This is a genomic window from Proteiniclasticum sp. C24MP (genome assembly GCF_043951855.1).
GTDB lineage: Bacteria > Bacillota > Clostridia > Clostridiales > Clostridiaceae > Proteiniclasticum.
On sequence record NZ_JBINJW010000018.1, the window covers coordinates 24,947 to 38,191 of the forward strand.

General features: G+C 46.0%; 13 protein-coding genes. 10 read left to right on the forward strand and 3 right to left on the reverse strand.

All coding sequences use genetic code 11. The annotated features are described in order from the left end of the window. The first annotated feature begins 52 nt into the window (after positions 1-52). The 3 genes from ACHAL6_RS11435 (at position 53) to ACHAL6_RS11445 (ending at position 3,559) form a co-directional block, all read left to right on the forward strand. Positions 53-709, forward strand: coding sequence for a viroplasmin family protein (locus tag ACHAL6_RS11435; protein ID WP_395270804.1), 657 nt, complete (start codon positions 53-55; stop codon positions 707-709). 301 nt (positions 710-1,010) lie between these two features. Then, positions 1,011-2,306 carry a helix-turn-helix domain-containing protein gene (locus tag ACHAL6_RS11440; protein WP_395270805.1) on the forward strand — a complete coding sequence of 432 codons (1,296 nt, stop codon included), beginning with the start codon at positions 1,011-1,013 and terminating at the stop codon, positions 2,304-2,306. Beyond that, a complete protein-coding gene (locus ACHAL6_RS11445) occupies positions 2,306-3,559 on the forward strand; it encodes a hypothetical protein (protein ID WP_395270806.1) in 1,254 nt (417 codons plus the stop codon). The genes ACHAL6_RS11440 and ACHAL6_RS11445 overlap by 1 nt, the downstream gene beginning before the upstream one ends. 106 nt (positions 3,560-3,665) lie before the next feature. Here the strand turns inward: ACHAL6_RS11445 and ACHAL6_RS11450 are convergent, their stop codons facing one another. The 3 genes from ACHAL6_RS11450 to ACHAL6_RS11460 form a co-directional block, all read right to left on the reverse strand. Beyond that, positions 3,666-5,285 carry an ABC1 kinase family protein gene (locus ACHAL6_RS11450; RefSeq protein WP_395270807.1) on the reverse strand — a complete coding sequence of 540 codons (1,620 nt, stop codon included), beginning with the start codon at positions 5,283-5,285 and terminating at the stop codon, positions 3,666-3,668. A gap of 33 nt (positions 5,286-5,318) precedes the next feature. Next, positions 5,319-5,624, reverse strand: a complete 306-nt coding sequence (locus tag ACHAL6_RS11455; RefSeq protein ID WP_395270808.1) for a phasin family protein — start codon at positions 5,622-5,624, stop codon at positions 5,319-5,321. Between the two features lie 181 nt (positions 5,625-5,805). Beyond that, a complete protein-coding gene (locus tag ACHAL6_RS11460) occupies positions 5,806-6,180 on the reverse strand; it encodes a PspC domain-containing protein (protein ID WP_395270809.1) in 375 nt (124 codons plus the stop codon). 256 nt (positions 6,181-6,436) lie between these two features. On the opposite strand from ACHAL6_RS11460, the gene ACHAL6_RS11465 reads away from it, so the two are divergent. From ACHAL6_RS11465 to tig, 7 genes are all read left to right on the forward strand, one after another. Continuing rightward, positions 6,437-7,591, forward strand: coding sequence for an alanyl-tRNA editing protein (locus ACHAL6_RS11465; protein WP_395270810.1), 1,155 nt, complete (start codon positions 6,437-6,439; stop codon positions 7,589-7,591). 48 nt (positions 7,592-7,639) lie between these two features. Further along, positions 7,640-8,770, forward strand: coding sequence for a cysteine desulfurase family protein (locus ACHAL6_RS11470; RefSeq protein WP_395270811.1), 1,131 nt, complete (start codon positions 7,640-7,642; stop codon positions 8,768-8,770). A 1-nt stretch (position 8,771) separates the two neighbouring features. Beyond that, complete coding sequence (gene thiI / locus ACHAL6_RS11475; protein ID WP_395270812.1) at positions 8,772-9,917, forward strand: tRNA uracil 4-sulfurtransferase ThiI; 1,146 nt, start codon at positions 8,772-8,774, stop codon at positions 9,915-9,917. After that, positions 9,914-10,066, forward strand: coding sequence for a hypothetical protein (locus ACHAL6_RS11480; RefSeq protein WP_395270813.1), 153 nt, complete (start codon positions 9,914-9,916; stop codon positions 10,064-10,066). The genes thiI and ACHAL6_RS11480 overlap by 4 nt, the downstream gene beginning before the upstream one ends. Before the next feature lie 9 nt (positions 10,067-10,075). After that, positions 10,076-10,864 (forward strand): hypothetical protein, encoded by a 789-nt coding sequence (locus ACHAL6_RS11485; protein WP_395270814.1) that lies wholly within the window; start codon positions 10,076-10,078, stop codon positions 10,862-10,864. A gap of 53 nt (positions 10,865-10,917) precedes the next feature. Then, positions 10,918-11,703 carry a sugar phosphate isomerase/epimerase family protein gene (locus tag ACHAL6_RS11490; protein WP_395270815.1) on the forward strand — a complete coding sequence of 262 codons (786 nt, stop codon included), beginning with the start codon at positions 10,918-10,920 and terminating at the stop codon, positions 11,701-11,703. 80 nt (positions 11,704-11,783) lie between these two features. Beyond that, positions 11,784-13,160 (forward strand): trigger factor, encoded by a 1,377-nt coding sequence (tig, locus tag ACHAL6_RS11495; protein WP_395270816.1) that lies wholly within the window; start codon positions 11,784-11,786, stop codon positions 13,158-13,160. Positions 13,161-13,245: the final 85 nt, after the last annotated feature.

A 13,245-nucleotide genomic window follows, 5' to 3' on the forward strand; every position in this document is an offset into this window, starting at 1 on the left:
ATAAGAAAGATAAAAGGAGCGTAAGGGCTCCTTTTTGTAAGGAGATTTTAGTTTGGGTAAATTTTATGCGGTGCTGGACGGGCATTCAAAAAGACCGATGATTCTTGAAACCTGGGATCAGTGCAAAAAGGAAGTGACAGGAGCCAAAGGGGTGAAATACAAGAGCTTTCCCACAAGGGAAGAAGCCCTTTCCTTCATCCAGCTGCATGGGGAGGATCTTCCTGGTGAGAAAAAACCGGAGAAGAAAGAAGAAGCTGTGATGACACATAGTCTGGTGCCAGAAGAGGACCAGGTGATCATCTATGTGGATGGAAGCTATGAACTGTCCACGAAACGGTATGCCTATGGACTGGTGGTGGTCCATAAGGGAGAAGAGGTCTATTCGGAATGTGAAGCGCAGAAGGGTGAGTACAGCTCCATGAGAAATGTGGCCGGAGAAGTCCTTGGGGCAATAAAAGCCATGACCTATGCCAGGGAAAGCGGCTACAGGAATCTTGTGCTGTACTTTGACTATCAGGGCATTGAAAGCTGGGCCTTAGGAACATGGAAAAGAAACAATGATCTGACCAGAGGCTACCATGAGTTCTATCAGTCCATGAAGAAGGATCTGAATGTGAAGTTCCGAAAGGTGAAAGGCCACAGCGGAGACCGGTTCAATGACCGGGCGGATGAACTGGCAAAGGAAGCTTTTTCGGAAAGAAAGCTCTAGTTGAGGGGCTTGTATTCATAAAGTTCCTCTATATTAAAAATTTCACAGAAAAATATATGCGGATACTGAAAGAGAAGGTGCTCGGAAGGCTTGAGTGCACTTCTCTTTTCGCTGTTTCCAGGGCTTCTGTTTTAAAACTTCAACTAATCCAGAGAACGGATTTTCAGTCAATTTGTTGACTGTAACTCATGTTTGCATCAGAAATCACTAAAAAATCTGTCACAAAAGTCTTTTCTAGAGTTAATCTAGCTAAATTATATGCTATAATGAAAATGTTAATTATGCTTTAGGAGAGAAGTTTATGGAAGTATTATCATTAGGCGAAAAGGTCAAAAAAAGACGAAAAGAATTAAACATGACGCTGAAAGATGTAGCGGGTAATCGCGTAACCCCTGGACAGATCAGTCTTGTGGAATCCAGTAAGTCCAATCCTTCGATGGATCTTCTGGATTATCTGGCAGAGACACTGGATATTTCAGTGGAATATTTCATGGAATCCGAGAATACGCAGGCAGACCGCATCTGCGAGTACTTCAGCGAGATGGCTGAGATCAGCATCGAAATCGGTGAATATGAAAAGGCATCCAAATACATTGAAAAAGGCGATCACTACATCAATCAGTATAATCTGATTCTGCCTAAGGCAAAGAACCTTTATCTTAAAGGGATGCTTGAGATCAGCAGAAAGAACTTCACGAAAGCTTTTGATTATCTGTTTCAGTGCAATGTGATCTATTCCACCCATAACTACAAAGGTGCTTATATCGATAACTTCATGCTTGTGGCGAAGACCTGTATGGACCAGGAGTCTTTACCCATGGCCATCAGTTATTTCCATAAATCCGAAGCTTTATTTGTGGAAGGCATTCTGACAGATGAAATCATGCTGGCCAAGGTCTATTTCTATCTGGCTGTTGCCTACAAGAAAGTAGGAAATCTCGAAAAGAGCAAAGAATATACCGCAAAGTCCGATGAAAAGTTCGGAATCATGTCTGACAAGAAATCCTATGGAAAGTTCCTGACCAGACTTGCAGAAAAGAATGAGATGGAAGGCAATTTCGAAGAAGCATCAAAATATGCGAAGATGTCTCTTCAGATCTTCAGAACCTGTGAGGAAGAGTCTGAAATGGCTGAGATCGAGATGAATCTCGGCAAGCTCTATGAGGATTTCGACCGTTATGAAGATGCGGTGACCCACTTCAGAAAATCGGAAGTGCTCTACAACAAGAATCAAGAAATGCTCAAGGAAGTGAATCTGCATCTGGCAGAGTGCTATGGTCATCTGCGCAGAGAAGAAGATGCCTATGAAACGCTCAATCTCCTGGACCGAATGGTTCTGGAAGAGGATTTCCTCGGAAACATCAAACTGTATCTCGTGAAATCGAAAGTGGAATCACTGTTTAAAAATATGCGTGGTGCAGTGAACAATCTCATCCTCGCTCTGAATATCGCCAGAGAGAAGAAGCTGAAAGAAGAAGAATCCAAAATCATGCTGCTCATGGCTAAATTCTATCTGGAAAAAGGGAAGAACGTGGATTCCTATAAACTGCTTGAGAAATCCATGAATATTATGCTCCAAGAGGAGGGTGACAAGTAATGGAAATACTAAGTACCGGTGAAAAAATAAGAAGAGCACGTGTACAGAAAGGCATGACACTGAAAGCGCTCTGCGGTTCGGAAATATCCGTTTCGAAGATGAGCACCATCGAAAACGACAAAGTGACAGCAGAAGAGTGGGTGCTGGATCTGGTAGCCAAGAGACTCGGCATCGAAAAGGAAAGTCTCAAGAAGGACATCATCCAGGAAGTCAACGATGAGCTGAAAAAACTGTCAGAGAATATGTTTTCGAAGAACTATGAAAAAGAAATCAAAGGACTCATAGAGGTGACAGAGCAGAATGGTCTTGTGATGCAGACCTTTCAGGCGAGGATTCAGCTGATCAATCATTACATCGAAAAGGGTAAAATCGAAGAGCTGAATGTGGAGATTTCCCATCTGTACAGGACTTATATCAATATCGTCAATGCGGAGACGCAGTATCTCTACTGCATGACCATGGCGAAGTATCTCCATACGACTTCGGAATATGAGAATGCACTGGTGTTTCTCAACTATCTCATGAGTAACTTCGATACACTGCCGGATTCCATCACCAAGGAGGAAAGGCTTCTCATACCCTATATGACGGTAGCCTGTCTTGTGTATCTGGAAGAGTATGAAGAAGCGAAGAAGTATCTTCCTCTGGTGGATGAGCTTCTGGAAATCACGGAGAACAAGAGAATCAAAGGTCAGATTCATCTTCAGTACTGTCTGATCAGCACTTCCGAAAACGGAGAGGAAAACTATGAGAAGATCAGCGAGTATCTCAAGGAGTACCCTGAGATGCATGCCAAGGCGAAGTATTTTCTCGCAGTGAAGCTTCTGAATGGCGGAGATGTGGAAGGAGCCTACAAGGAGATGGCGGAAGCGGCGAAGATCTTCCCTCAGGAATCTCTGGCGGATAATGTGACGCTCCTATTGGATGCCATGAACAGATTTGTGGAAGAAGGGCATTACAAGGAAGCATCGAAATATGTGGATATGGTGGTCAATGCAGCCATTGAAAATCAGCATCCGGATGTGGTGGAAAAAGCCTACTACTTCAAAGGAAGACTCCTTGCGGAGAACGGAAGTTATGACATGGCGGAGACCTATCTGAGTGTGTCACTGGACATGCTCATCAAAAAGGGGAAAACCAGGGAACTCGCCAAAAGATACCAGGACCTGGCCAAAGTCTATTACAAAATGGGCAAGAAAGAGGACTCCATCCGATATTTCGCCATGAGTATTCAGACAGAAGGTCATATTTAGCAAGAAAAATGAGAATGAACGGATAAGAAACTGAAGACGCCCAGGGAGCATAAGTTCCCAGGGCGTCTTTCTGCATTCAGATTATGGCAGAGAAGTGGCGCATGGATCAGATATTTCCGGATTTCAGAATGGATAGGAGAAGCCACAGACCGAGAAAACCTGCAAGTGCGAAGCCCATCATGCCCACAAGGCTGATGCCGTTGAAATTCGGTCCATCCCCACTGCGAATGATCAGTGCGGATGCGATGATGATGGCGGATACGACCAGGGCGAAAACCATTCGATTGATCATTTTGTTGAAGTCCACCCATCGGTTGTCAAAGTTCACGATATCCAGTTTCACTTTTCCGCGACCGCTGATGAAGTTGTCCAGAATCGTCTGAATGCTGATGGGGATTTTAAGGGTGTCCTTCACAAGACTGTAGCTGTGCAGAGCCAGACTGTCCATGGAGAATTCAGGCCACAGGTCAAGCTTCGGATCTTCCTTCAGATAGTCCTTTGCGATTTCCATGATGCTGAGATCCGGGGCGATTTCGCTGATGACCCCTTCCAGGATCAGGAGGGATTTCAGCAGTGTGGTGAATTCCTTGGGAAGCTTCAGGTTGTTTTTTCTGGCCGCTTCGAAAAGATCCATGAAAAGCCTGGAGACCTGGATGTTCTTCAGGCTGGTCTGCAGGTAGTAGTGGATGATGTATTCAATGTCCTCATAAAGAACGTTCTTATCCACGGGGCCTTTCTGCTGAGCAAGGTCCAGCACTAGATTCACCAGCTGACCGATGTCTCGCTTCACCATGGCCTGAAGAAGATCGTTCACAGACCTTCTTGCTTTCTGCGTGAGACTGCCCATGATGCCGAAATCTATGTAGTAGATCTTCTTGTCATGGATGATGAGGTTTCCAGGGTGCGGGTCTCCGTGAAAGAAACCGTTATTGAAGAGCTGGTAGAGATAGGAGAGTACCAGCTTTTTCCCGATGTCATCTGTATCATATCCAGCATCCAGAAGCTTTTCCTTGTCTGTGATCTTGATTCCTTCAATCTCTTCCTGAACCACGATCCGTTTGGTGGACAGATTCAGGTATACACTGGGAATACTGATGCATTTTATGGATTCATTCTCCTTCCTGAATCGCAGCATATAGTGGACCTCGTTGTTGAAGTCCAGTTCGATCTTTGTGGTTTCAAGAATCTCTTCCAGTGCTTCCACCGGATCCAGCAGGATATCTCTGAGCGTGTTGGGCGCTCTTTTCACAATTCGTATGAGGATGTGGATATCCTCCAGGAGTCTGTCTTCGATGTCAGGTCTCTGGACCTTGACGATGACTTTGGTTCCATCCAACAGAACTGCCCGATGGACCTGGGCAACGGAAGCGCAGGCCATGGGTGTTTCCACAATGGAAGAGAAGATTTCGTCAAGGGGTCTTCCAAGCTCCTCCTCTATGATGGATTTCACGGTCTCATAGGGGAAGTGGGGCGCTTTGTCCTGCAGCTTTGAAAGCTCGGTGATGTATTCGGCGGGAAGCACATCCGGTCTTGTGGAGAGAATCTGACCGATTTTAATAAAGGTAGGTCCCAGTTCTTCGAAGACCAGTCTCAGATTCTCCGGATCATTTTTCATTTTGTCTGTCCGGAATTTTGCGTGAATGATATGTCCAAAGCCATAGGAAGCCAGGACTCTCACAATTTCTCTAAAGCGCTTCTTGCTGTAACTGCCTTGATTTTCTCCCATCAGAACACCACCTTATACGAAGAAATGCGTCTGTCAAATGTCTGTATCTTTCACGGTTCTCATCTGTTCTTCCAGCTTCGCCACTCTTTCTTCCAGAAGCTCCAGCTCTCTTTTGCTGATGAGATTCAGAGAATCGATGATTTCATTGAGGTCTTCTTTCTTCACCAGATCCTCTTCGGATTCCTTCTTTCTGCGAACCAGTTCTTCCCGAAGTTCTTTGCTTTCCTTCACACTGAGTTTCCCTTTTTCGATGAGTTCGGTGACGGTGCTGTCAATTTTTTCAACACTAATGGCTGCAGCGCCGACGGCGGAAAGGAGCAGTTTCTTCAATTCTTCCATGATTTTCCTCCTTGACAGATAGTAGGGATAGTCTATTTATTGACTATTATAATTCAATATTGTTAAAAGAATGTGAATTGACGGGAAGAGGATCCAGAGCGATTGTCGCTGTGATGTACCGGGAAACAGAAAGAACCCTCCACCAGACTCTGGTGTGAGGGTTCCTGCACGCATTTCATTTTCAGTGCCGGTCGTCTGGCGTATAGGCTCCGCCGGATTTCTTGAAGTTCTTGTCCGGATCTTCTGTATCTTTGGTCTCTTTATAATCCACATCCTGATAGTTCTTCTGTCCATATGCGTTTTCTTCACTGGCGTAGGGATTGTCGCTTTTCTGGCTCTTGTAGGTCTTTCTCTCTCTGTCGCGCTCATCCATGTCCGGCATTACAATGGCGAGGATGATGTAGAGAATGATTCCTGGGAACGCTTCCATAATCAGGCTCAACAGCACATATCCGATTCGCAGTATGGTGACATCAATTCCCAGGTAGTCGGAAAAACCTGCCAGGACACCTGAGATCATTTTTCTGTCCGTATTCTTGTATAATTTCTTTTCCATCACTAACTTCCTCTCTTTATCTGAACTTTACTTATTGAAGCCATTATACGAGAGATAAATTAAAAGTGAATTAAGATTTCACTCATTTTCCATTAAAACTCAGGTGTTTTCGCGGGAGATCCGTCTACGCATTCTTTCCTCACTGAAATAGCCCACGAAAAACTCCGTGTGATGGGAGTTTTTATGCTCATCCTATGCATCTCATTTTCAATTAATGGTACAATGAAGGGTGAAAAAATGTATGGGAGTGGATAGCGTGAAACTATATCAGGTGGATCAGGATGTGCTTAGGTTCACATCAAGGATCAGATCCGTAAAAGAGAAAGAAGATGGGGTGTATATCACCCTTCACAGCACTTATTTTTATCCTGAAGGGGGAGGACAGCCTGCAGACCAGGGCACCGTCAACGGGAAAGAAGTTCTTGATGTCTTTTCGGAAGGAGAAGAGATCTACCATAAGCTGGCTTCCTTCTCCGGGCTGACCATCAATATGCCTGTGGAGTGCGTCATAGACCAGAAGGTTCGGGAAGACCACAGCATCCAGCATACGGCGCAGCATGTGCTCACTGCGGTTCTGAAAGACCAGTTCGGTGTGGAAACCCTAAGTTTTCATATGGGAAAGGTTCACGCAACCATTGATACGGACCTGGAAATCTCCGAAGAAGTGCGACTTCAGGCGGAGCAGGAGGTCAACGATCTTATAGGGAAGAATCTTCCGGTATCCACCTACTACAGAGACAAATACAATCTGGGCGACATTCCACTGAGAAAAGCGGTTCAGGTGGACTCGAACATCCGCATTGTGCAGATCGGCGAGATCGACTGGTGCGGCTGCGGAGGCACCCATGTGAAATCCCTGAAGGATCTGAGGCTCTTTAAAATCACTGCGGTGGAAAAATACAAGGGAGGCAGCCGCATCTTCTATGTGGCGGGAGAGCGTGCATACAGATACCTCTATGATATGGAGGATGCCATCTCGAAGCTGAAGGCGGAGCTGGGAGTCAATCTGGATGAACTGCCGTTCAGAGTGCGGCAGGTCAAAGAAGAGCGAGACGAATACAGGAAAGCCTATGGAGCGCTTACACTGGACCTTGCCAGAGCCCTTGTGGAAAACTATGAAGAGGATACAGTGGTTCAAGAAGTGGAGTATGAGGACGAGCTCATCAAAGCCATGGGAAATCATCTGATGAAGAAGGAGAAGATTGCGGTATTCTACAGAAAAGACGGCAGAATCTTCATCTTCACAGGAGAAAGTGCAGATGCGAAGGAACTTGTGAGACCTGCCCGTGAGGAGTTCAGATTCAGAGGCGGCGGCGGGAAGACGATGCAGCAGGGATTCATTGAGGTTTCTGAAGAAATCGGACCTTTCATCAGCAGAATCTACGAAGGTCTTCTTAAGCTTGAGCTTTAACGCTTCTTATGATAAAGTAAATCAGTGAAATATTTTGAAGGTGATGAAATGAAAGCTTATCTGGATAATGCAGCAACCACTCCGGTGAAGCCGGAAGTCATAGAGATCATGACCAAAGCGCTGAAAGACATCTACGGAAACCCCAATTCCATCCATAAGATCGGAAGAGATGCCGAGGACGCTCTGGAAGCGGCAAGAAAAGACATTGCTGAAACCGTCCATGCTCTGGGAGAAGAGATCGTGTTCACCTCGGGGGCATCGGAAGGAAACAATCATATCATAAGGTCCTTTATTAAGGAAGGTGCGCATTTCATCACGTCATGCACAGAACATCCCAGTGTGCTGCGCGTGATGGAATATGCTGCAACGCAAGGTGTACAAGTGGATTTTCTGTCCGTTGACGATGAGGGCAGGATCCGTCTTTCGGAGCTTACTGAAAAGCTTACGAAAAACACATCACTTGTATCCATCATGATGGTGAACAATGAAACCGGTGCAGTGAACGACATTCCGGAAATTGCGGCGGTCATAAGGTCTGTCAGCAGGAAAGCCAAGTTTCATGTGGATGCAGTGCAAGGATACATGAAATATGCGCTGGATGTGAAGAAAATGGATGTGGACTATATGACGGTTTCCGCTCATAAGGTTCATGGTCCCAAAGGATGCGGATTCGTCTACATGAGAAAAGGACAGAAGCCGCAGTCTCTCCTTCTGGGCGGAGAACAGGAGAGGGGATTCAGAGCGGGTACGGTGAATGTGCCCTCCATTCTGGGCTTCAGAGAAGCGGCAGGAAAGAGAGAAGAGGATAGAAGAGAGGGCTATCTGCATGTCCATGGACTGAAGAAGAAGATGATAGAGCTTCTGCAGGAAATCGACGGACTGAAGGTGAATTCCCCTCTTGAAAGCACATCGCCCTTCATCCTCAGCGTTTCCATACCGGGCATGCGCGGAGAGGTGCTTCTTCACTATCTTTCAGATGAAGGAGTCTATGTATCCACAGGTTCCGCCTGCACCTCAAAGGATACGAAGGATTCCCATGTGCTTCAGGCCATGGGGCTTTCGAAAAAGGAGATCCAAGGCAGCATAAGGCTGAGTTTCCAGGTGGAAACAACGGAAGAAGAAATCGAATATGCTGCGCAGAAGATCAAAGAAGCAGTGAAATTTCTAAGGAGGAAATAATTTGGAACTGTTACTGATAAAATATGCATCTGAAATCTTTCTCAAGGGACTGAACAGAGGAAGATTTGAGAAGAAACTGAAAGAGAACATCAAGAATGTCCTGAAAAATGACGACTATTCCTTCTATACAGACCAGAACCGCTGGTTCATCCAGTCGGAGGACGTGTCCGAAATCAAGGAGAAGGTCAAGAAAGTCTTCGGCGTCTATGAAGTATGCACCGTGGTGCAGACCGAAAGAGACATCGAGAAGATCAAGGAGCTGGCGCTGGAAGTCATGAAGAAGCAGCCTCAGGGCACCTCATTCAAAGTGGCCACAAAAAGAGCGGACAAGAAGTTCCCCATGAATTCCATGGAGCTCTCCGGCCTTGTTGGTGCACATATCCTGAAGAATACGGAAGGCTATCATGTGGAGATCAAAAAGCCGGATTATGTGGTGGACATTGAGATCCGCGACAATGCCTATGTTTATGTCAGCAAGGAAAGAGGAATCGGCGGGATGCCTTATGGCATCAACGGCAGCACCATGCTGATGCTCTCCGGTGGAATTGATTCGCCGGTGGCTGGTTTTCTCATGGCGAAGAGAGGCATCGAAGTGCATGGGGTCTATTACCACAGTCATCCCTACACTTCAGAAAGAGCCAAGGACAAAGTCAAGGAGCTTGCGTCCATTCTGAGCCAGTACACCGGAAAAATCCATCTGCATGTGGTTCCGTTTACTGAAATCCAGATGGAGATCATGGATAAATGCCCGGAGAATGAGCTGACCATCATCATGAGAAGATTCATGATGAAGTGCGCTTGTGCTCTGGCAGACAAACTGGGTATACAGAGTGTCACCACGGGAGAAAGTATCGGGCAGGTGGCTTCCCAGACCATGGAAGCTCTGGTGGTTTCCGATGATGCCGGTGACAGACCGGTCTTCAGACCTCTGGTTGCCATGGACAAGGGAGACATCATGGAGATTTCCCAGAAAATCGGCACCTATGAGACGTCCATACTGCCTTATGAAGACTGCTGCACCATCTTCGTGCCAAAGCATCCAGTGACCAAGCCGAAGCTCAAGTACATAAAGCTTCATGAACAGGCACTGGAAAGTGATGAGCTGGTTGCAAGAGCCATTGAAGGAACGGAGGAATTTATCTTATGATCGAAGACCTGCTTAAAGAAGGAACGGATTACGAGGACTACACGGACAACTATTTGGTGGAGAAGAAATCCTGCTGCGGTGAAAAAAGTGCAGAGGGGAAAGCTTCCGGCTGCGGATGCGGCAAGGGTGGAATTCCCATTAAAAAATAAGGAGAACAGATGAGAAGAAATACCAGTATATTCAGTAGTAAGTATCATAAAAGAGAAAAAAGGAAACGCTTTTTCAGAAAGCTTGCGTTTTTTCTCATTGTCATCGCCGCACTGGCACTGCTGTTCCGGAAACCGATTCTGGAGATGGTTGAAAAGGTGAAACAGGACATCGCTCAGGAAGAAGTCCAGAAAGAAGAGATTCTGGAGCAGATTCCGGAAACCGTCACCAATGAGGAAACGGAAGAACCTCTTGAAGAGGAGCCTGTCATCGAGAAGCAGTATGTCACAGCAGCTCTGCCCATAGAGAAGGAAGTTTCGCTGGAAGTGGTGGAGGAAAACGGCGAGAAGATTTTTGCGCCCATTACTGAACTTATGGGGATGCAGGGAGACATCTCTCCATCCAGGAATCAGGCTGTGATTCTGGATGAGGAGACCCAGGACCTTTTCCTCATTGACCTTGATGGAAATGTCACGGACATCACCTACAAGATCTACAAGAATTCCAGAGGGTATACGGAGTCCAAGGAAAGTATTCTCAGAAGAACGGAAGACTTTGTCTGGGCGGAGCAGCCTAAATTCCTGGATGCGGATACTGTGGTCTATATGTCACAGCTGCCCTGGTTCGATGAGCGGAGATTCCTGTACGTGGTGGACCTTGAGCCGTTATCCCACAGAAACTTTCAGAGCGTCTTCGGTACCGATGTGGTTCTTGGAGAAATCACCGAGCTGGGTCTTTCCTATACAAAGGAAGGGGAAACCTACTATCTGACATCGGACTACAAGATCATCAGTGAATAGGCGCTTTCAGGAAATGACTCTATGAAATGAATGAAGAAAAGAAGTGATGAAACTTGGAGATTGGAATCTCTACCGCCATATTCTATCCCGAACTGCTGACGGAAGACGCAGTGAAGAAACTTGCAGATAAAGGGTTCCGTGTACTGGAGATCTTTGCCAATAGTTTTTTCGAGTTCAGCGAAGACTATGGGCATGAACTGAAAGCACTGGCACAGAAGGAGAATGTGCGGATCAATTCCGTTCACACTGTAAGCTCCGCCTTTGAACCCTATCTGTTTGATGCCTATGAAAGAAGAAGAGAAGACTTTTTCAGAATCTTCCAGGACTTCGTCCGTTTCGGAGAGATCCTTGGTGCCAAGGCTTATACGTTTCATGGACTCATCCGTAAGCCCCACAGGAATATGAGTTTTTCCGAAGTGGTCTATATATATGAGCGGATGGTCTATGAAGCCGGTGTCCGCGGCATGGCCCTTGCCCAGGAAAATGTTTCCTGGTGTCTGTCGGGAGACCTGGAATATCTGAAGCGTCTGAAGGATGCGGTGAAAGAACCGCTGAAATTCACCCTGGATGTGAAGCAGGCGGTGAAAGCCGGAAAATCGCCTTATGACTATCTGGATATCTACGGAGAGGATCTCATGAATCTTCATCTGAATGACCATGATGCAGTAAGCACCTGTCTTCTTCCGGGAAAGGGAAATTTTGATTTCGGCAAGCTCTTCCACAAGGTGGAGTCCCTAGGATACAAGGGGCCGGGGATCATAGAGGTCTATAAGGAAAACTATGAATCTCTGGCGGAGCTCATTGAAAGCAGAAAGTATCTGGAAAGAATAATCCCATAATCATTGAAATGCGAAGCCATTTCATTTATAATATTATAAGTTTGAAAAGAAGCCCTCTAGGGCATAGGAGGATATCATTAATGAACGTAAAGCACGAAAAGTTAGATTCCAAAAAGGTGAAATTAGAAGTGACTCTGGAAGCTGCAAAGCTGGATGAGGCCATCAGAAAATCCTACAAGAAAAATGTGAAGAACCTGAATGTTCAGGGATTCAGAAAAGGAAAGGCTCCTCTGGCGCTGGTGAAGCAGTTCTACGGCGTGGAAGTTCTGTTTGACGATGCCAGTGATTTCCTGTTAAGCGACAGCTATCCACAGGCCATCGAAGAAGCGGACATCAAGCCGATTGACTATCCAAAGATCGACATCACACAGATGGAAGAAGGAAAAGACTTCATCTACACAGCGGAAGTGGAAGTATATCCTGAATTCGATCTTCCAGAATACAAGGGACTTGCAGTGGAGAAGCCTGTCATTAAGGTTACTGACCACGACATCGACCATGAGATCGAACATCTGGTGGAAAGAAACGGAAGAATCGAGTCCAAGCCAGAAGGCGCAGTTGTGGAAAAGGATGATGTAGCTGTCATCAACTTCAACGGCAAAGTGGATGGAGTTGAATTCGAAGGTGGAAAAGGTGAGAACTTCGAACTGACCATCGGAGCGAATATGTTCATCGGTGACTTCGAAGACCAGCTGATCGGCCTTAAGGTCGGAGACGAAAAGACCGTCAAGGTGACATTCCCTGAAGACTACCAGGCAGAAGAGCTCAAGGGCAAGGATGCAGAATTTGATGTGGAGATTCTTGATATCAAGACCAAGGAATTCCCTGAAGTGGATGATGAATTCGCTTCCGAAGTTTCAGAATTCGAAACTCTGGAAGAACTGAAGGCAAGCATCAGAGAAGGACTGGAAGAAGATGCATCAAACAGAGCCAAGAGCGAGCTGAACAACAACCTCATCAAGGCACTGGCAGACAAGGCGGAAATCGACGTCCCTGAAGTCATGGTGGAAACAAGCATCGACAGACTGGTAAGAGATTTCGAGCAGAGAATCCAGCAGCAGGGTATTTCCAAGGAAATGTATCTGCAGATGACAGGCCAGGAAGAAAGCGCCATCCGTGAAATGTTCAGAGACAATGCGAAAAGCGTTGTGAAGAACGACCTTCTTATTGAAGCCATCGTTGCCAAGGAAGGCATTGAAGCTTCTGAGGAAGAAGTAATGGCTAAGGCCGAAGAAATCGTGAAGATGTATGGAGAACAGCAGGATGAGCTGAAGGAAATGCTTCTGAACAACAACAGAAGAGATCTGGAAATGGAAGTTACCACAAACAAGGTGTTCGACCTTCTTCTTGCATCCGCTGAGATTACAGAGAAGGAAATCACTGTAAGCCATGATCACAGCCATGATGACCATAATCATGATGAAGAAGAGGATCATGAAGGTCACGACCACGAATAGACCCCAGAAGAGATGTGATTATGGTATGAAATCTTATCTTTAAGATCGTAATATCACGGCATGTCTTACATAAAGAGAAATTTTT

Excerpts from the sequence above, each read along its gene's own strand:
- ACHAL6_RS11440 (WP_395270805.1), top strand. The coding sequence starts at position 1,011 with ATGGAAGTATTATCATTAGGCGAAAAGGTCAAAAAAAGACGAAAAGAA.
- ACHAL6_RS11445 (WP_395270806.1), top strand. The coding sequence starts at position 2,306 with ATGGAAATACTAAGTACCGGTGAAAAAATAAGAAGAGCACGTGTACAG.
- ACHAL6_RS11450 (WP_395270807.1), bottom strand. The coding sequence starts at position 5,285 with ATGGGAGAAAATCAAGGCAGTTACAGCAAGAAGCGCTTTAGAGAAATT.
- ACHAL6_RS11455 (WP_395270808.1), bottom strand. The coding sequence starts at position 5,624 with ATGGAAGAATTGAAGAAACTGCTCCTTTCCGCCGTCGGCGCTGCAGCC.
- ACHAL6_RS11460 (WP_395270809.1), bottom strand. The coding sequence starts at position 6,180 with ATGGAAAAGAAATTATACAAGAATACGGACAGAAAAATGATCTCAGGT.
- ACHAL6_RS11470 (WP_395270811.1), top strand. The coding sequence starts at position 7,640 with ATGAAAGCTTATCTGGATAATGCAGCAACCACTCCGGTGAAGCCGGAA.
- ACHAL6_RS11480 (WP_395270813.1), top strand. The coding sequence starts at position 9,914 with ATGATCGAAGACCTGCTTAAAGAAGGAACGGATTACGAGGACTACACG.
- ACHAL6_RS11485 (WP_395270814.1), top strand. The coding sequence starts at position 10,076 with ATGAGAAGAAATACCAGTATATTCAGTAGTAAGTATCATAAAAGAGAA.
- tig (WP_395270816.1), top strand. The coding sequence starts at position 11,784 with ATGAACGTAAAGCACGAAAAGTTAGATTCCAAAAAGGTGAAATTAGAA.